The organism is Nonomuraea sp. NPDC005501 (assembly GCF_040605905.1).
GTDB lineage: Bacteria > Actinomycetota > Actinomycetes > Streptosporangiales > Streptosporangiaceae > Nonomuraea.
This window is the reverse complement of the sequence record NZ_JBEXDT010000080.1, coordinates 13,701-29,134: the sequence shown is the minus strand read 5'-3', so window position 1 is coordinate 29,134 and position 15,434 is coordinate 13,701. Positions and strand designations below refer to the sequence as shown.

Annotated in this window: 19 protein-coding genes, 3 tRNA genes and 3 pseudogenes; 17 read left to right on the top strand and 8 right to left on the bottom strand. The window is 72.3% G+C overall.

The window, feature by feature from the left end; all coding sequences use genetic code 11:
• The first annotated feature begins 61 nt into the window (after positions 1 to 61).
• Positions 62 to 133, top strand: a tRNA-Gln gene (locus tag ABZS51_RS31520).
• Positions 134 to 174: 41 nt separating this feature from the next.
• Here the strand turns inward: ABZS51_RS31520 and ABZS51_RS31515 are convergent.
• The gene (locus tag ABZS51_RS31515) at positions 175 to 300 is read right to left on the bottom strand and encodes a hypothetical protein (RefSeq protein ID WP_355448564.1); all 126 of its coding nucleotides are present in this window, start codon (positions 298 to 300) and stop codon (positions 175 to 177) included.
• Positions 301 to 331: 31 nt separating this feature from the next.
• Between ABZS51_RS31515 and ABZS51_RS31510 the strand changes: the two genes are divergently transcribed.
• The 3 genes from ABZS51_RS31510 to ABZS51_RS31500 all read left to right on the top strand — a co-directional run bounded on the left by ABZS51_RS31510 (position 332) and on the right by ABZS51_RS31500 (position 963).
• Positions 332 to 556 carry a histidine kinase gene (locus ABZS51_RS31510; protein ID WP_355448561.1) on the top strand — a complete coding sequence of 75 codons (225 nt, stop codon included), beginning with the start codon at positions 332 to 334 and terminating at the stop codon, positions 554 to 556.
• A gap of 238 nt (positions 557 to 794) precedes the next feature.
• Positions 795 to 870: transfer RNA gene (locus ABZS51_RS31505), tRNA-Glu, on the top strand.
• A 20-nt stretch (positions 871 to 890) separates the two neighbouring features.
• Positions 891 to 963: transfer RNA gene (locus tag ABZS51_RS31500), tRNA-Glu, on the top strand.
• A 199-nt stretch (positions 964 to 1,162) separates the two neighbouring features.
• On the opposite strand, the gene ABZS51_RS31495 is transcribed toward ABZS51_RS31500, so the two are convergent.
• Both ABZS51_RS31495 and ABZS51_RS31490 read right to left on the bottom strand, forming a co-directional pair.
• On the bottom strand, positions 1,163 to 2,896 hold the full coding sequence (locus ABZS51_RS31495) for a hypothetical protein (protein WP_355448558.1): 1,734 nt from the start codon (positions 2,894 to 2,896) through the stop codon (positions 1,163 to 1,165).
• A gap of 58 nt (positions 2,897 to 2,954) precedes the next feature.
• Entirely contained in the window at positions 2,955 to 3,671 is a 717-nt protein-coding gene (locus ABZS51_RS31490) for an IclR family transcriptional regulator (RefSeq protein WP_310708783.1), read from the bottom strand.
• A 152-nt stretch (positions 3,672 to 3,823) separates the two neighbouring features.
• On the opposite strand from ABZS51_RS31490, the gene leuC reads away from it, so the two are divergent.
• From leuC to ABZS51_RS31470, 4 genes are all read left to right on the top strand, one after another.
• Complete coding sequence (gene leuC / locus ABZS51_RS31485; protein WP_355448555.1) at positions 3,824 to 5,209, top strand: 3-isopropylmalate dehydratase large subunit; 1,386 nt, start codon at positions 3,824 to 3,826, stop codon at positions 5,207 to 5,209.
• A gap of 12 nt (positions 5,210 to 5,221) precedes the next feature.
• Positions 5,222 to 5,809: a 3-isopropylmalate dehydratase small subunit gene (gene leuD / locus ABZS51_RS31480; protein WP_355448553.1), complete on the top strand. Its 588-nt coding sequence runs from the start codon at positions 5,222 to 5,224 to the stop codon at positions 5,807 to 5,809.
• Complete coding sequence (locus tag ABZS51_RS31475; protein ID WP_355448550.1) at positions 5,788 to 6,039, top strand: hypothetical protein; 252 nt, start codon at positions 5,788 to 5,790, stop codon at positions 6,037 to 6,039. The genes leuD and ABZS51_RS31475 overlap by 22 nt, the downstream gene beginning before the upstream one ends.
• A 100-nt stretch (positions 6,040 to 6,139) precedes the next feature.
• Entirely contained in the window at positions 6,140 to 6,439 is a 300-nt protein-coding gene (locus ABZS51_RS31470; protein ID WP_310708787.1) for an HU family DNA-binding protein, read from the top strand.
• A gap of 60 nt (positions 6,440 to 6,499) precedes the next feature.
• Here the strand turns inward: ABZS51_RS31470 and ABZS51_RS31465 are convergent, their stop codons facing one another.
• Positions 6,500 to 6,712: a hypothetical protein gene (locus ABZS51_RS31465; RefSeq protein ID WP_310708788.1), complete on the bottom strand. Its 213-nt coding sequence runs from the start codon at positions 6,710 to 6,712 to the stop codon at positions 6,500 to 6,502.
• A 53-nt stretch (positions 6,713 to 6,765) separates the two neighbouring features.
• Here ABZS51_RS31465 and ABZS51_RS31460 point away from each other — a divergent pair.
• A pseudogene (locus ABZS51_RS31460) lies at positions 6,766 to 7,185 on the top strand (MFS transporter); the annotation flags it as partial.
• Here ABZS51_RS31460 and ABZS51_RS31455 read toward each other — a convergent pair.
• Positions 7,071 to 7,310: a hypothetical protein gene (locus ABZS51_RS31455; protein ID WP_355448546.1), complete on the bottom strand. Its 240-nt coding sequence runs from the start codon at positions 7,308 to 7,310 to the stop codon at positions 7,071 to 7,073. The pseudogene ABZS51_RS31460 and the gene ABZS51_RS31455 sit on opposite strands and share 115 nt — an antisense overlap.
• A gap of 96 nt (positions 7,311 to 7,406) precedes the next feature.
• On the opposite strand from ABZS51_RS31455, the gene ABZS51_RS31450 reads away from it, so the two are divergent.
• Complete coding sequence (locus ABZS51_RS31450) at positions 7,407 to 7,718, top strand: hypothetical protein (protein ID WP_355448543.1); 312 nt, start codon at positions 7,407 to 7,409, stop codon at positions 7,716 to 7,718.
• Here the strand turns inward: ABZS51_RS31450 and cofC are convergent.
• A complete protein-coding gene (gene cofC / locus ABZS51_RS31445) occupies positions 7,660 to 8,292 on the bottom strand; it encodes a 2-phospho-L-lactate guanylyltransferase (RefSeq protein ID WP_355448540.1) in 633 nt (210 codons plus the stop codon). The two genes, ABZS51_RS31450 and cofC, sit on opposite strands and share 59 nt — an antisense overlap.
• Before the next feature lie 117 nt (positions 8,293 to 8,409).
• On the opposite strand from cofC, the pseudogene ABZS51_RS31440 reads away from it, so the two are divergent.
• From ABZS51_RS31440 to ABZS51_RS31420, 5 genes and pseudogenes are all read left to right on the top strand, one after another.
• Positions 8,410 to 8,481, top strand: a pseudogene (locus ABZS51_RS31440) (helix-turn-helix domain-containing protein); the annotation flags it as partial.
• 28 nt (positions 8,482 to 8,509) lie between these two features.
• A pseudogene (locus ABZS51_RS31435) lies at positions 8,510 to 8,680 on the top strand (zinc ribbon domain-containing protein); the annotation flags it as partial.
• Between the two features lie 80 nt (positions 8,681 to 8,760).
• Positions 8,761 to 9,471: a lysophospholipid acyltransferase family protein gene (locus ABZS51_RS31430; RefSeq protein WP_355448537.1), complete on the top strand. Its 711-nt coding sequence runs from the start codon at positions 8,761 to 8,763 to the stop codon at positions 9,469 to 9,471.
• Positions 9,472 to 9,475: 4 nt separating this feature from the next.
• Positions 9,476 to 10,486, top strand: a complete 1,011-nt coding sequence (locus tag ABZS51_RS31425) for an NAD(P)H-dependent glycerol-3-phosphate dehydrogenase (RefSeq protein WP_355448534.1) — start codon at positions 9,476 to 9,478, stop codon at positions 10,484 to 10,486.
• 66 nt (positions 10,487 to 10,552) lie between these two features.
• Positions 10,553 to 11,650: a D-alanine--D-alanine ligase family protein gene (locus tag ABZS51_RS31420; protein ID WP_355448531.1), complete on the top strand. Its 1,098-nt coding sequence runs from the start codon at positions 10,553 to 10,555 to the stop codon at positions 11,648 to 11,650.
• 5 nt (positions 11,651 to 11,655) lie between these two features.
• Here ABZS51_RS31420 and ABZS51_RS31415 read toward each other — a convergent pair whose 3' ends face one another.
• Positions 11,656 to 12,081 carry a DUF3515 domain-containing protein gene (locus ABZS51_RS31415; protein WP_310708795.1) on the bottom strand — a complete coding sequence of 142 codons (426 nt, stop codon included), beginning with the start codon at positions 12,079 to 12,081 and terminating at the stop codon, positions 11,656 to 11,658.
• A gap of 30 nt (positions 12,082 to 12,111) precedes the next feature.
• Positions 12,112 to 12,345 (bottom strand): Lrp/AsnC ligand binding domain-containing protein, encoded by a 234-nt coding sequence (locus ABZS51_RS31410; RefSeq protein WP_310708796.1) that lies wholly within the window; start codon positions 12,343 to 12,345, stop codon positions 12,112 to 12,114.
• Between the two features lie 68 nt (positions 12,346 to 12,413).
• Between ABZS51_RS31410 and ABZS51_RS31405 the strand changes: the two genes are divergently transcribed.
• A complete protein-coding gene (locus ABZS51_RS31405; protein ID WP_355448595.1) occupies positions 12,414 to 13,367 on the top strand; it encodes a thiamine-phosphate kinase in 954 nt (317 codons plus the stop codon).
• Positions 13,368 to 13,493: 126 nt separating this feature from the next.
• Positions 13,494 to 15,428, top strand: a complete 1,935-nt coding sequence (locus tag ABZS51_RS31400; RefSeq protein WP_355448527.1) for a hypothetical protein — start codon at positions 13,494 to 13,496, stop codon at positions 15,426 to 15,428.
• The last annotated feature ends 6 nt before the right edge of the window (positions 15,429 to 15,434 follow it).

The window sequence follows — 15,434 nt, the reverse complement described above, 5'->3', positions numbered from 1 at the left end:
GGCCCCAAGCTGGGCTATTCTTTCGGACGTCGCCGAACGCGCCCCCCGGGGCTCGGAGCGGTGGGGTATGGTGTAATTGGCAGCACGACTGATTCTGGTTCAGTTAGTCTAGGTTCGAGTCCTGGTACCCCAGCAGTGAGCAGCGGATGTCTCGGAAACCGAGGCGTCCGTTTTTCATTTCACCAGACTGCCGAGGATCTCGGCGATCCGCCGGCACGCCGCCGCGGTGGGCGCATGGGCAGCGATCGCCGGCTGATCGGCGAGCTGCGTGCCGCCATGGCCGAGAACGCCGACCCGCACGCCCGCCTCCTTCGCAGCCCGGCACGCCGGCATGCTCGACGAGCGGCAGCGGATGGCCGGTGAGATCCACGACACGGTCGCCCGGGACCTCGTCGCGCTGATCGGGCCGCTCGACGCGGCTGCCCGCGGAAGGACGCCCCGGCGGGGGAGCAGGGACGAGCCGTCCGCGCCGCCCACCGGGGCGAGACGGTCCTCGCGCCCGCCGCCGTGGGCCGCCTGCCCGAGCGGGTTCGCAGGCCCGCCCGTGGCACGCTGAACCCCCGGGAGCTGGAGGTGCTGCGGCTGGTAGCCGGGGGAGCGACCGGCCGCGAAGCCGTGGCGGAGGCGTACCGCCGCGGACTGCTGGGCGACCGGCGCCGGCGGCCGGGGGCGGGCGCGGACCGGGACCCATGCCGCGATCTACCGGCGCGTGATCGCGGTTTGGTTGTGGTCTCCGGGGTGCGGTAGAGTTACGTCCGTCGCCGGGGCAGCCCGGCGGATCACTTGTGGGACACGGTCCCGTCGTCTAGTGGCCCAGGACGCCGCCCTCTCAAGGCGGTAGCGCCGGTTCGAATCCGGTCGGGACTACCACAGTCACACAAGTCAGCGAAGGTCCCGTCGTCTAGTGGCCCAGGACGCCGCCCTCTCAAGGCGGTAGCGCCGGTTCGAATCCGGTCGGGACTACGTTCTTTCTCGTTCACGCCCCGAGCGCCTCAGCGCCGGGGCGTTTTCGCGTCGGGCAGTTGCCTGCAGCCGGCCACGGTTCCGGTGAGGGGCCATGGCGAGCGGCGGGCCGTTCTGGAGGCGTGTCCTCGACCGACAGCCGCGCGGACGGATGAGCACTGTGGCCCGGGACCGCAGGCAGCGGTCCCGGGCACGGCGGCTAGGAGGCGTTGGAGCGGGCCTTGAACAGCGCCCGCCGGGCCGCCTTGGCGACCTGCTTGTCCGGATGCACCTGGGAGATCAGGTCCAGCAGCTCCTCCACGTGGGAGTGCGGGATCTTCCAGATCACTTCCAGGAGGTTGTTCAGCAGCTCCGGCCCGATGTCGCGCAGGCTGCTGACGAACTCCGACCGGCCGAGCCCGGCGGAGATGGTCCACATGTCCAGGATCAGCCAGTGGGTGTCGTCCTCGGTCGGCTCGGGCGCCCCCTCGATCTCCAGCTGGCTCAGGTGCGTGGCCGCGTACGGCCGCAGCGACGGCTCCTTGAGCGCGGCCTCCCAGGCCGGGATCGCGGCCTCGCCGAGCGTGCCCACGACGCTGGCGGCCTGGACCCGGATGAGCGCGTCGCTCTCGTCCTCGGCCGCCGCGTCGAGCAGCTCCTCGGCCGCCTTGGCCGGCTCGCGCAGCCGCATCCACGCGGCGAACTCGGCGTCGGCCTCCTCCTCGGGCAGCTCGGCGCTGAGGGCGAGCAGCTCGTGGGCGCTCATGGACTCGATGGCGGGCCGCGCATCGATCTCGACGTCGGCGTCGTCCACCAGGTGGATGACGCCCTCGGTGCCGAGCGCCGTCAGGCTGAGCGTGCCGCCGGCGCCCTCGGCGGCGTCGAGGGCGACCATGCCGTAGCCGGTCAGCCAGTCGATCGCCGGGGCCAGCGGGTCGCCCGCCGCCTCCCACGCGTCGGAGCCCAGCTCGTCCAGGTCGGCCGCGGCCTCGGCCAGCTCCTGGCGCAGGCCGTCGAGCTCGCGCGCGCCGCCGGCCAGCAGCAGCCGCACCAGCACGCCCCGGGTGAGCCCCGACAGGGCCATGGTCAGATCGTCGTCGGGCAGCTCCGGGTCGCCGTAGTCGACCGAGTGGAGGCCGAGCATCCAGGCGTCGAGCACGTCCTCGTCGTCGTCGAACGGCCACTCCGACGTGTCGTCCTGGACCGCCACCGTGTTGCCCTCGCCCGGCTCAAGGAACTCCAGGTCGACGGCGAGGTTCCAGACGTTCCAGAGCTGGGGGACGGCCTCGGCGAGCGAGCCGTCGGTCTCCGGCCTGGCCAGGCCGACGGCGGCCAGCGCCTCCTCGACCTCGGCGTCGGACAGCAGGGTGTCCTCGCCGACGCGGCGGCCGGAGCCGACCCACAGGGCCAGGTCGCGGGCCTTGGCGATCAGCGGCACCTCGCGGGCGGCGGCGGCCAGCTCGGAGTCGGGCCGCAGCCGGATCGTGGGCAGGGCGGCGAGCTCGTCGGCGAACGGCTCGAAGTCTCCCAGATCGCTGGTCTCCTCCTCGTCCTCGTCTCCGCCCTCGGAGTCGTCGAGGAGCTCCTCCATGAGCTCGACGAACTCGTCCTCGACGTCGTCGAGCTCCTCCCGCAGGCCGTCCAGGGTGTCGGAGCCCTGGGTCAGCCTCCCGGTCTCGGAGAGGAAGGTGAGGTAGGCGTCCACGGCCGGCAGCATCCCGTCGGCCGCGGCGTCGGGGTCCTCCACGACCTTCGGCATGCGGTCCAGCAGGAGGTTGCGCAGGTCAGGGCGCTTCCACGTGCCGAGGTCGCTGGAGAAGGCGAGACGGTGCCACAGGGCGGCGGGCCCGACGAGCTCGGGGTCGCTGTCGGGCGCGTTGACACGTGCCCACATGATGAACTCTTCGAGCAGGGGTCGCAGCTCAGTGGCGGCTACCTCGATGCGATCTGTCACGCACTCAGGCTAGTGCGCCAGCGGCGCACTCGGCCCCCCAAATGCGTGCTTTTGCTGATCATGACGTGCGGCGCATCGATTCGGTGATCCGCTCGGCGGCGGCCATCACGGGCACGGCGTGCAACCGCCCGGGGGCCCGGGTGAGCCGCTCAATGGGGCCCGAGACCGACACCGCGGCGATGACCTTGCCGCCGCTGCCCCTTATGGGCGCAGAAACGCTCGCCACGCCCTGCTCGCGCTCGCCCACGCTGTGCGCCCAGCCCCGGCGTCGCACCGACGCGAGCGTCGCGGCCGTGAACTTGGCGCCGCGCAGGCCGCGGTGCAGCCGGTCGGGCTCCTCCCAGGCCAGCAGGATCTGCGCCGCCGAGCCCGCCGTCATGGGCAGCGCCGATCCCACGGGCACGGTGTCACGCAGGCCGCTGGAGCGTTCGGCGGCGGCCACGCACACGCGTTCGTCACCCTGGCGGCGATAGAGCTGCGCGCTCTCGCCCGTCAGATCCCGCAGGTGCATCAGCACCGGCGAGGCCACCGCGAGCAGCCGGTCCTCGCCGGCGGCCGTGGACAACTCCGAGAGGCGCGGACCCAGGACGAACCTGCCCTGTGTGTCACGGCTCACAATGCGGTGGTGTTCGAGCGCGACGGCGAGCCGATGCGCGGTGGGGCGGGCCAATCCGGTGGCCTGAACGAGCTGCGCCAGCGACGCCGGGCCGGCTTCGAGGGCATTGAGCACCAGAACGGCCTTGTCGAGTACTCCGACTCCGCTAGAGTTGTCCATAGGCCGATACTGCCGTCTCGACATATGAGAAGGCAAGTCGGAGCGAAGCCATCAGGCGAGGGAGCGCCGGTCTCTGGACTGAGGAGCGACCGAGCTGCGATGCGGAGCATCGCCACAAGCAGGCGGAGCATCGCCTTGACCAGGAGGAGATCATGGGCCGCACACTGGCGGAGAAGGTCTGGGAGCAGCATGTCGTGCGCCGCGCCGACGGCGAGCCCGACCTGCTCTATATCGACCTGCACCTCATCCACGAGGTGACCAGCCCGCAGGCGTTCGACGGGCTCCGGCTCGCCGGGCGCAAGGTGCGCAGGCCCGACCTCACCATCGCCACCGAGGACCACAACGTCCCCACGGTGCTCGGCCCCATCGCCGACCCGGTGTCGAAGACCCAGGTCGAGACGCTGCGCAAGAACGCCGCCGAGTTCGGCATCCGGCTGCACCCCATGGGCGATGCCGGCCAGGGCGTGGTGCACATCATCGGCCCGCAGTTCGGCCTGACGCAGCCCGGCATGACGATCGTCTGCGGCGACTCGCACACCTCCACGCACGGCGCGTTCGGCGGCATCGCGTTCGGCATCGGCACCTCCGAGGTCGAGCACGTGCTGGCCACGCAGACCCTGCCCGCCTACCGGCCCAAGACCATGGCGATCGAGGTCTCCGGCGAGCTGCCCGTCGGCGTCACCGCCAAGGACCTGATCCTGGCCATCATCGCCAAGATCGGCACCGGCGGCGGCCAGGGCTACATCGTCGAGTACCGCGGCGAGGCCATCCGCAAGCTCTCCATGGAGGGCCGGATGACGGTGTGCAACATGTCCATCGAGGCCGGCGCCCGCGCGGGCCTGATCGCCCCGGACGAGACCACGTTCGCCTACCTCCAGGGTCGCCCGCACGCCCCCTCCGGCGAGCAGTGGGACCAGGCGGTCGAGTACTGGACGTCGCTGCGCACCGACGACGACGCCGAGTTCGACAAGGTCGTCGAGATCGACGCCTCGACGCTCACGCCGTACGTCACCTGGGGCACGAACCCCGGCCAGGGTCTGCCCCTGGACGCCTCCGTCCCGGACCCGGCGGGCTTCGCCGACCCGATCGAGCGCTCCGCCGCCGAGCGCGCCCTGGAGTACATGGGGCTGACCGCCGGCACGCCGCTGCGCGAGATCGAGGTCGACACCGTGTTCGTCGGCTCCTGCACCAACGGCCGCATCGAGGACCTCCGCTCGGCCGCCGAGATCCTGCGCGGCCGGCAGGTGAGGACGCGCACCCTCATCGTGCCCGGCTCGATGCTGGTCAAGCTGCAGGCCGAGCAGGAGGGGCTGCACGAGGTGTTCAAGGCCGCCGGCGCCGAGTGGCGCGAGGCCGGCTGCTCCATGTGCCTCGGCATGAACCCCGACACGCTCCAGCCGGGCGAGCGCAGCGCCTCGACCTCCAACCGCAACTTCGAGGGCCGCCAGGGCAAGGGTGGCCGCACCCATCTGGTGTCGCCGCAGGTCGCCGCCGCGACCGCCGTCACCGGCCGCCTGACGGCTCCCGCCGACCTCTAGGAGATCCCGACCATGGACGCGTTCACCACCCACACCGGTACGGCGGTGCCGCTGCGCCGCAGCAACGTCGACACCGACCAGATCATCCCGGCCGTCTGGCTCAAGCAGGTCAGCCGCACCGGCTTCGAGAACGGCCTGTTCGCCGCCTGGCGCGAGGACCCCGGCTTCGTCCTCAACGACCCCGCCTACCAGGGCGCCTCGATCCTCGTCTCCGGGCCCGACTTCGGCACCGGCTCCTCGCGCGAGCACGCCGTATGGGCGCTCCAGCAGTACGGCTTCCGCGTCGTGATCGCCGCCCGGTTCGGCGACATCTTCCGCAACAACTCCACCAAGATGGGCCTGCTGCCGGTCATCCTGCCGGGCGACAAGGTGGAGGAGCTCCAGGCCGCGGTGGAGGCCGACCCGACGCTCCAGGTGACGGTCGACCTGGACGGCCGCGAGGTGCGCTGGGCGGGCGAGGTCGTCGGCTTCGAGATCGACGACTACACCCGCTGGCGGCTCATGGAGGGGCTCGACGACATCGGCCTGACTCTGCGGCACGCGGAGGACGTGACGGCGTACGAGAATGAGCGGCAGCCATGGCTGCCGACGACCGTCTAGAGGACGACGAGCTGGCGCGGCGGTTGCGCGAGGCGCACCGCCGCGTCAACGCCGTGCTGGCCGGGCTTCCCGCCGACCGGAAAGAGCGGCTGGCGCGCAGATATCTGACGATCTGCGACCTCGCGAAGCGCGATCCGGTACGGGCCGCGGCCCGCCTGGATCTTCTCCTGGCCTCCCTGGACGGCGATTCCGACACGCCACGCGCACCCGAAAGCACGCCGGGTGATTGAGTTCGCCCGCAATCCGGCCTAGTTTCGGGAGTGTAAGGGGTTTCTACGTCGAACTTCGTTAGCTGGAACCCCGAGCCGTAACGGGGGGAGCACAACTTACATGAACAAGCGAGAGCTCGTTGACGCCATAGTAGAACGGGTCGGCGACCGGAAGACGGCGACCGAGGCGGTCAACGCGATCATCGACGTCGTCCAGAAGGCCGTGGCCGGTGGGGACAAGGTTTCGATCACCGGCTTCGGTGCCTTCGAGATGGTCCACAAGCCGGCGCGTTCGGCCAGGAACCCGTCGACCGGCGCCGAGATCAAGGTCCAGGAGAGCTGGGGGCCGAAGTTCCGGCCGGGGTCGGACTTCAAGGAGCTGGTGAACGCCGGCGGCAAGAAGGCCGCGAAGAAGAAGTAACGACGTCCCACCCGCCCGGTCCCCGTCTCGGGGGCCGGGCGTTCCTTTGCCCGGACCTCCTCACCCGGGAGGCTCGGGCACGGGGAACGTGGACAGCGTGACGTAGCTGATCTCCCCGTCCGTCATCGCCAGCCGCACCCGCTGACCCGAGCGGAGCAGCAGCAGCGGGCCCGCGTCGAAGGCGTGCGTCGCGAAGGGCAGCACGGTCCCGTCGTCGAGGAAGACCGTGCCGGAGCGGGTGACCTCGTCGAAGGTACGCACCGTGGCCTGCACGCGTACCAGCCTATTCCGTTTGCTCGGGCCGCCGAACGGAACTATTTCCACCTATGCGGTCGAACCCTGACTTCCAGCGCTTCGTCTGGGCGAACGCGGTGACCCAGATGGGCACGCAGGTCACCACCGTCGCCCTGCCCCTGGCCGCCGTCCTCACCCTGGACGCCGGCGCCCTGGAGCTGGGGCTGCTCGCCGCCGCCCAGATGGTCGCCTTCCTCCTCGTGGGGCTCCCGGCCGGTGTCTGGGTGGACCGCGTGCGCCGGCGGCCCATCCTGGTCTGGTCCGACCTCGTGCGCGGCCTGGCGCTGGCCACGGTCCCGCTCGCGGCCTGGGCGGGCGTCCTCACCCTGCCGCAGCTCTACGCGGTGGCGCTGGTCGTCGGGTTCGGCACGGTGTTCTTCGACGTGGCCCACATGAGCCTGCTGCCCGCCGTCGTGCCCGAGGACCGGCTCGAACGCGGCAACGGCGCCCTGGAGGTCACCCGCAACGTCTCCCTCCTGGCCGGCCCCGGCGCGTACGGACTGCTGCTGTCAGCCTCCGCCTGCGGGGCGCTGGCCGGCGCGGCGCTGGTGCCGCGGCTGACCGCCCGCTTCGGCACGGGCGCCACCCTGTACGGCTCGGCGGCGCTGGCCGCGGTGCTCTCTACCTGCCCGCGCTGGGCACCGGGCCCGGGTGGCGCCTGGCGTTCCTGCCCGTGGCCGGGGCGCTGTTCGGCGCGGCCAGCTCGGTCTTCGGCGTCGCCCAGCTCAGCCACCGGCAGCGCGTCACCCCCGGGCACCTGCTGGGCCGCGTCAACGCCGCCGTGCGCTTTTTCATGTGGGGCGCCGTGCCGCTGGGCGGGCTGCTCGTCGGGGCGCTGGGGGAGCGGGCGGGCGGTCACGCGGTGTTCGCCACGGGCGTGGCCGCGCTCGGCCTCTCCCACCTGGCGGTCGTCACCGCGCCCCGGCTCAGGACGGCCACAGCTCCGCCACCACGGCCGCGGTGTGCGGACCGAGACCCAGCCTGACGGCCGCGCGCAGGTCGTCGGGGGTGTCCACGTCGCGCCGCACCGAGTCGACGCCGTCGAGGCACAGCTCCTTGGCCCCGCCCGCCAGGTGCCTGGCCCGCGACTCCCCGCCGAAGCGGGGCGTGAACGGCAGCCCGGCCCGCACGCCGTAGAAGGTGGTGCCCACGTCCAGCGCGTCCGGCACGAACGCCTGGTCGAACTCCGCCGCGGCGGCCAGCACCACGGCCAGCTCCGCGGGCCGCAGCGCGGGCAGGTCCGCCTGCAGCGCTCCCACGGGGTCACCGGGGGCCAGGCGTACCGCATGGGCGGCGCCCGTGCGCAGCGCGGTGTTGAGCCCGCGGTCGGGGTCGTGCACCACGTCCGCGCCCAGCGCGGCGAGCGGCCCGGCGGCGGCGGGATCGGCGGTCACGACGACCACCCGGGCCACGGCCGGGCAGGCCAGCGCGGCCGACACGGTGTCACAGGCCACGGCGACGGCCAGCCGCGTACGATGCGGACCGGTCGCGGCGGCCAGCCGCGTCTTCGCCGCGACCAGCGTCTTCACCGGGACGACCAGTGACCAGCGGTTGCTCATAGCCGCTCCCCTGAGCTGTGGATTCCGCTGTCGGGCATTGCTCAACCGTAAGCCCCAGGACAGGACGCTCAGCGCGCGGGCCTGAGTCCGAACGTTCGTACGACAGTCGGCTGGGGCTTGCACCAAGTCCGGACGTTCGGCTGTGTTCGCCTGGTCTACAACAGGGCGCTGGAGGAACGCACCCGCGCTTTCGCGTGTTTCTCGCACTTCCTCGCCGGACCGTTGGTTCCCTTTGTCCAGATTGTGCTCCGGTTGCGGAACGATAGGGACGCGCATGCCGTTAGATGCTCGGGTATGGCGGTGCGCCTGCGGCGACTCCCATGACCGCGACGTGAACGCGGCCCGCAACATCCTCGCCGCCGGGCCGGCGGAGAGGCCAAAGGGTTAAGCATCGCGCCTCGACATCCCGCGCGGCCAACCGGGAGACTTGGGGCGCGATACGTTCGTGTTGGAGGGTTGGAGGAGAGCATGAGGCGCCTCACGCGACCATCGCGTTTCTGGGAGACCCTGGCCGTGGTGATCGTGAAGCCACTGTCGCTGCTCCTGGTCAGACATGACTGGCGCCATGGGGAGCGGATCCCGCGTGCGGGCGGTGTCATCATCGCCGCCAACCACCTGTCGTGGTCCGACCCCGTGCTGCTGTCCCATTTCCTGTACAACAACGGGCGCTGGCCGGTCATCCTGGCCAAGGCGGCGCTGTTCCGGGTGCCGCTGCTCGGCCACGCCGTGCGCTCCTTGTGCGCGATCCCCGTCGAGCGGGGCAGCAGCGAGGCGGCCAGGTCGCTGGAGGCCTCGGAGCAGCGGCTGCGCGACGGCGGTGCGATCTTCTTCTACCCCGAGGGCACCTGCACCCGCGACCCCGGCCTGTGGCCGATGGTGGGCAAGACCGGCGCCGCCCGGCTGGCCCTGGCGAGCGGCGCCCCGGTGATCCCCGTGGCCCACTGGGGGGCGCAGGAGCTGCTGCCGTACGGGGAGAAGAGGCCCAGGCTGTTCCCGCGCAAGACGTTCCGCGTGTCGGTGGGGCCGCCGGTGGACCTGTCGCGGTACTCCGGCAAGCCGCCGCAGGGGCAGGTGCTGCGCGACGCGACCGCCGACATCATGGCGGCGATCACCGTGCAGCTCGCCGAGCTGCGCGGCGAGAAGGCGCCCGAAACTCCCTACGACCCGGCCGGACGGTGACCCGATGACGAAGGCGGCGGTGTTCGGCACCGGCTCGTGGGGCACCACGTTCGCCATGATCCTGGCCGAGGCGGGCAACGGGACCACGCTGTGGGGGCGGCGGCCGGAGCTGGCCGAGGCGATCGACCGTACCCACACCAACCTCGACTACCTGCCGGGCGTGACGCTGCCCGCCTCGCTGCGCGCGACGACCGACCCGGCCGAGGCACTGGACGGGGCCGACTTCGTGGTGCTGGCCGTGCCGTCGCAGACGCTGCGGACCAACCTGGCCGCCTGGCGCGCGCACATCCCGCCGGACGCGGTGCTGGTCAGCCTGATGAAGGGTGTCGAGCTGGGCACCACCAAGCGGATGAGCGAGGTGATCCGCGAGGTGGCGGGCGTCCCCGAGGAGCGGGTGGCGGTCGTCTCGGGCCCCAACCTCGCCAAGGAGATCGTCCAGCGTCAGCCCGCCGCCACCGTCGTGGCGTGCAGCGACGAGAGCGTGGCCGCGCGCCTGCAGAGCGCCTGCCACCTGCCGCCGTGGTTCCGCCCCTACACCAACACCGACGTGGTGGGCGTGGAGCTGGGCGGCGCGGTCAAGAACGTCATCGCGCTGGCCGTCGGCGTCGCGGTGGGCATGGGCATGGGCGACAACGTCGCCGCGATGCTGATGACCCGGGGGCTGGCGGAGATCTCGCGGCTGGGCGCCGCGCTCGGGGCCGACCCGCACACGTTCGCCGGGCTGGCCGGCATGGGCGACCTGGTGGCGACCTGCACCTCGCCGCTGTCGCGCAACCGCACGTTCGGCGAGCGCCTGGGCCGCGGCATGACGCTGGAGGAGGTCGTGGCCGCCACCAAGCAGACCGCCGAGGGCGTCAAGTCGTGCGAGTCGGTGCTGGAGCTGGCCAGGAAGCACGACGTCGAGATGCCGATCACCGAGGTGGTCGTGGGCGTCGTCCACGACGGCATGTCGCCCAGTGAGGCGGGAATGCTGCTGATGTCCCGTTCGCCGAAGCCTGAGCGTTATGGGGTCTGACCATTAGGGACAACACCGGCGTGCTTGGCTCGCTGTGGTGCGGACACGCCGGTAGATTCGGACGTCATGAGCAAGCCACGTGTCGCCGTCGTTTTCGGGGGTCGTAATTCCGAGCACGCCGTGTCCCTGATGGGCGCGGGCAGCGTGCTGGAGGCGATCGACAAGGACAAGTACGAGGTGATCCCGGTGGGGATCGCCCAGGACGGCAGGTGGGTGCTCGCCGCGGCCGGCCAGCGGTTCGCCATCGAGGAGGGAGAGCTGCCCAGCGTCGACACCTCCGGCGCCGCGCTCGCCGTGCCGCCCGGGCAGGGCTCGCTCGTGGCCTACGACCCGGGCAGCATCCCGGTCGAGCTGGGCACGGTGGACGTGGTGTTCCCGGTGATGCACGGGCCGTTCGCCGAGGACGGCACGATCCAGGGGCTGCTGGAGATGGCCGGCGTGCGGTACGTCGGCTCCGGGGTCCTGGCCAGCGCCGTCGGCATGGACAAGGCGTACATGAAGACCGTCATGGCCGCGGCCGGGCTGCCGGTCGGGCGGTACGTGGTGGTGCGCGACCGCGACTGGCGGCTCGACCGGGAGCGGGTGCTGAAGGAGGCCGAGGAGCTGCTCGGCTGGCCGGTGTTCGTCAAGCCGGCGCGGGCCGGCTCGTCGCAGGGCATCTCCAAGGCGCACGACCGGGCGACGCTGGCCGAGGCGGTGGAGACGGCCCGGCGGCACGACCCCAAGGTGCTGGTCGAGGCGGCGGTCGAGGGGCGCGAGATCGAGTGCGCGGTGCTCCAGTCGCTCGGCGACGAGCCGTCGCGGGCGTCGCTGCCCGGCGAGGTGAGGGTCGAGGGCGGCCAGGAGTTCTTCGACTTCGAGGCCAAGTACTACCCCGACCAGATGTCGCTGACCGTGCCCGCCGACCTGCCGGGCGAGGTGGCGGAGGAGCTGCGGGCGATGGCCGTGCGGGCGTTCGAGGCGCTGGAGTGCGAGGGGCTCGCGCGGGTGGACTTCTTCTACACGCCCGAGGGCCGGATCGTCTTCAACGAGATCAACACGATGCCGGGGTTCACGTCGCTGTCGGTGGCGCCGCAGCTGTGGGCCGCCTCCGGGATGAGCTATCCGGAGCTGGTGGACCGGCTCGTCCAGCTCGCCCTGGCCCGTCCGGCCGGATTGCGCTGACCCGCTCAGGGCTTCGGCGTGACCTGGCCGATCGGGTCCGAGAGGTCGGCGAGCACCTGGGGCGCCACGTGCGTCCCGGCGATCGTCACCTCCACGTACAGCGGGGCCGCGACGGCCGTGTAGAGGGTGGGCTTGTCGGGGTCGGCGAACCAGCCGACCCCGTCGATCTCCTGGAGCTGGTCGGTCGGCGCCATCCGGGCCGGTCGCGGCACGCCGCAGCGCAGCGCGATCTCCCCTTCACCCCAGACGGCCACGTACGGCGACTCGGGGACGGACGTGCCGCGTGCGGCGCCGTCCAGCGTGCGGGGCAGCACCCCGGACAACCGTTGGCAGGCCGAGGCCGCCTCGCCCTGCGGGGTGGGCGGCTCGACCTGCACGGCTCCGCACGCGGCGAGCGCGAGCAGCAGCGGCGCTATGGCGGCGGCACGCATGGACGGCGAGTTCTCCCGGAAAGATCTACCTCAGATGTGCACGATCGGGCATGTCAGGGTCCGTGTGATCCCCTCGACGCCCTGGATCTGGGCCACGACGAGTTTGCCCAGCTCATCGACGTTGCGGGCCTCCGCCCGCACGATCACATCGTACGGTCCCGTCACGTCCTCGGCCTGCGTGACTCCGGGGATGCCGGAGATCTCGCCGGCCACGCTCGCCGCCTTGCCGACTTCGGTCTGAATAAGGATGTAGGCCTGCACCATTACGTCCTCCCGGGCGATTGGATCACGCCGAAGGGCCACCGTACCCTGTGTGGGTCAGGAGGTGTGTCATCAGAGTCGGAGATCTCGGCGAATTCGGAGCGGTAAGGCGTATTTCCGGACGTCTACCGCAAGGAGCCACTGTTCTACTCGGACCGGGCGATGATGCCGCGATGGTCGGTGCGCCGGACGGGCGCGTCGTGGTGTCAACGGACCTCTTGATTGAGGGTAGGCACTTCCGGCGCGATTGGTCCAGCGGCTATGACGTGGGCCGGAAGGCGGCGGCCCAGAACCTCGCCGACGTGGCCGCCATGGGCGCGGTTCCGACGTCTCTCGTGGTCGGGCTGGGCATGCCGGCGGATCTGCCGGTCAGCTGGCTCGACGCGCTGACCGACGGGTTCCGCGACGAGTGCGCGGTCGTGGGGGCGAGCGTGGTCGGGGGCGACATCGCCCGCAGCGACCTGGTGGTGCTCGGGGTGACCGCGCTCGGCGACCTGGGCGGACGGGCCCCGGTGACCAGGTCCGGGGCGCGTCCCGGACAGGTGGTGGCCGTGGCGGGACGGCTCGGCCACGCCGCGGCGGGTCTCGCTCTCCTGGAGGCCGGTCGTGACGTCCCGCGGGGGGCGGGGGCGCTGTTCGAGGCGGTGGAGGCGCACCGGCGGCCGTGCCCGCCGTACGAGCAGGGGCCGGAGGCGGCGCGGCTGGGCGCCACCGCGATGCTGGACGTGAGCGACGGGCTGCTGCAGGACCTCGGGCACATCGCCCGGGCCGGCGGGGTGCGGGTGGAGGTGGACCCGGACGCCCTCGTGGTGGGGAAGCCGGTGGCCGCCGCCGCCGAGGAGCTCGGGGCCGATCCTCTCGACTGGGTGCTCACGGGCGGTGAGGACCACGCGCTCGCGGCCGTGTTCCCGGCCGGGGCACGGCTCGGGTCGGCGTGGCTTGTCGTGGGGGCCGTCGTGGCCGGCGAAGGCGTGACCGTACGGGGACGTGCCGTCGGACAGGGTGGTTGGGATCACTTTCAGTGACATGATGTCCCGTTTTGCAGGATATTTCCCCAATATGAGATGTGACTCACGGGAATGCTGGGACAAAGTCGTAGCGAAGGTGTTATGAAGATTGGCGGCCACTGTAACCGGCAAGAAAGGGCAGCCATGGGCCGCCACGGCACAGGTGGATCCGACGACGCGAGCGAACGGGGGAACGGCAGGTCCGACGACTCTCAGGACGAGGACTTCGGACTGACCGACCGCGCCGCGCAGTGGGCCGCCGCGCCGGATCCGACCGCCAGGAGCTCCTTCTGGGACTCCGACGACCAGCAGGCCGAGCCGCCAGGCTGGCCGGAGCCGCCGGACCAGGTGGGGGTGACGGGTCAGTGGGCGCCGATGCCCAAGCAGGAGCCCGGCCCCGCCGTCCGCCGCCCGGAGAACGATCCGTTCGAGACCACCGGAGCCCTGCAGCCGCCCTCGCGGGGCGCGGCCGGCCCGGGACCGGCCGCGGAGCAGCCGTTCGAGACGACGGGTGCCTTCGTACGGCCTCCGAACTGGGACGAGCCCGGGGTCTGGGACGCGCCCGCACGCGGCGAGGTCGGAGACAGCACACAGACCTTCGGCATGCCGCAGGACTTCGGCGGCGATCGCCCGTCGAGCCCCAACGTGTTCGGAGGTGACGCTCCTTCGGGCCCGCATGGGTTCGGCGGCGATCGCCCGTCGAGCCCCAACGTGTTCGGCGGCGACGCTCCTTCGGGCCCGCAGGCGTTCGGCGGCGATCGCCCGTCGAGCCCCAACGTGTTCGGCGGCGACGCTCCTCCGGGCCCGCAGGCGTTCGGGCCCGCCGACCCGCACGCGACCGCGCCTGGGGCGCCGCACGGGTTCGGGCCCGCGGACCCGTTCGGAGCCGCGGACCCGTTCGGAGCCGCGGGCCGGCGACCGTCCGGGGCCGACGCCACGCAGGTGTTCGGGCAGGACCGGGACGCGTCCGGGCAGACGCAGGCGCTCCAGCCTCCGGCGGGCGGCCCGCCCGCGCCCGGCGACGTCAAGGTGTACGGCAGCCCGACCATGATGGACCTGCAGGGCCCTGAGTGGTCGGAGCGGCCCGACAACGGGTTCCTCGGCTCCGGCTGGTCCGGCGACGACGAGCCCGCGGGAGAACGCGATGCCGAGCGCGGCAGGGACCGCGACGGGGAGCGTGACGGCGGGCGGGACGGTGAGCCCGAGCCGCGCCGCCGCGGGCGCCGCAAGTCCCCGTCCGGCGACGCCGACCCGTTCGCCGAGCCCCCGGCCAAGGGCCGGGGCCGCCTCGCGCTGCTCTCCGTGGCGGCCGTGGCCGTCGTGCTGGGCGGCACCGTGGCGGGCGTGAAGCTGATGAGCGGAGGGTCGCAGCCGTCCGGCTGCCCCGGCGACGGCTGCGTCGCCGTACAGGCGACCAACCAGCCCGGTCCGCAGGGCTCCCAGCCCGTCGAGGAGGACACCGAGCCGGCGGAGGGCGAGACCGAGGAGCCGACGGAGGAGCCCACGGGCAAGACGGCGCAGCCCGCCGGGACTCCCGGCCCGCAGGCCACGACCGGCACCCGCGTCCCGCGCCGGACCGCCTCGCCTCAGCCGAAGCCCACCAAGACCAGGAAGCCGGCCAGGGCCACCGAGGAGCCGCTGCCGACGAGCTTCCAGGCGACCGAGACGACCGTGCCGGAGGAGGTCGCCACGATCACGGTCACGGACCCCGCGGACAACACCTCGGGCAACCCGGCGCCGACGGCGCCGGCCACCGAGACGGCGGCGCCCATGGGCGGCGGCTCGGTCAGCCTCGGCTTCAGCGTGGTCAGCCAGCGGCTGGCCGGCTACACGGCCCACCTGGACGTGGCCAACGCCTCGCCGCAGGCGCTCAAGTCCCTCACGGTGTCGGTGCCGGTGAAGGGGCGCGTGCTGAACATGACGGGCGCGGAGTGGACGCAGGACGGCGATCTGCTGATCATCGACCTGCCGGCCTCGCTGGACGAGGGCGACTCGACCGAGATCACCTTCACCGCCACGGGCCGTGCCACCGAGCCGCGGAACTGCGGCCTCGTGGGCGGGGACTGCGCCGTCGACTGACGTCCC

Bases quoted from the DNA above. Each gene is read 5' to 3' on its own strand.
- ABZS51_RS31490 (WP_310708783.1), bottom strand. From the start codon at position 3,671: ATGGACAACTCTAGCGGAGTCGGAGTACTCGACAAGGCCGTTCTGGTG.
- cofC (WP_355448540.1), bottom strand. From the start codon at position 8,292: ATGAGCAACCGCTGGTCACTGGTCGTCCCGGTGAAGACGCTGGTCGCG.
- ABZS51_RS31415 (WP_310708795.1), bottom strand. From the start codon at position 12,081: ATGCGTGCCGCCGCCATAGCGCCGCTGCTGCTCGCGCTCGCCGCGTGC.
- ABZS51_RS31470 (WP_310708787.1), top strand. From the start codon at position 6,140: ATGAACAAGCGAGAGCTCGTTGACGCCATAGTAGAACGGGTCGGCGAC.
- ABZS51_RS31510 (WP_355448561.1), top strand. From the start codon at position 332: ATGCTCGACGAGCGGCAGCGGATGGCCGGTGAGATCCACGACACGGTC.
- ABZS51_RS31475 (WP_355448550.1), top strand. From the start codon at position 5,788: ATGGCTGCCGACGACCGTCTAGAGGACGACGAGCTGGCGCGGCGGTTG.
- ABZS51_RS31430 (WP_355448537.1), top strand. From the start codon at position 8,761: ATGAGGCGCCTCACGCGACCATCGCGTTTCTGGGAGACCCTGGCCGTG.
- leuC (WP_355448555.1), top strand. From the start codon at position 3,824: ATGGGCCGCACACTGGCGGAGAAGGTCTGGGAGCAGCATGTCGTGCGC.
- ABZS51_RS31400 (WP_355448527.1), top strand. From the start codon at position 13,494: ATGGGCCGCCACGGCACAGGTGGATCCGACGACGCGAGCGAACGGGGG.
- leuD (WP_355448553.1), top strand. From the start codon at position 5,222: ATGGACGCGTTCACCACCCACACCGGTACGGCGGTGCCGCTGCGCCGC.
- ABZS51_RS31420 (WP_355448531.1), top strand. From the start codon at position 10,553: ATGAGCAAGCCACGTGTCGCCGTCGTTTTCGGGGGTCGTAATTCCGAG.
- ABZS51_RS31410 (WP_310708796.1), bottom strand. From the start codon at position 12,345: ATGGTGCAGGCCTACATCCTTATTCAGACCGAAGTCGGCAAGGCGGCG.
- ABZS51_RS31425 (WP_355448534.1), top strand. From the start codon at position 9,476: ATGACGAAGGCGGCGGTGTTCGGCACCGGCTCGTGGGGCACCACGTTC.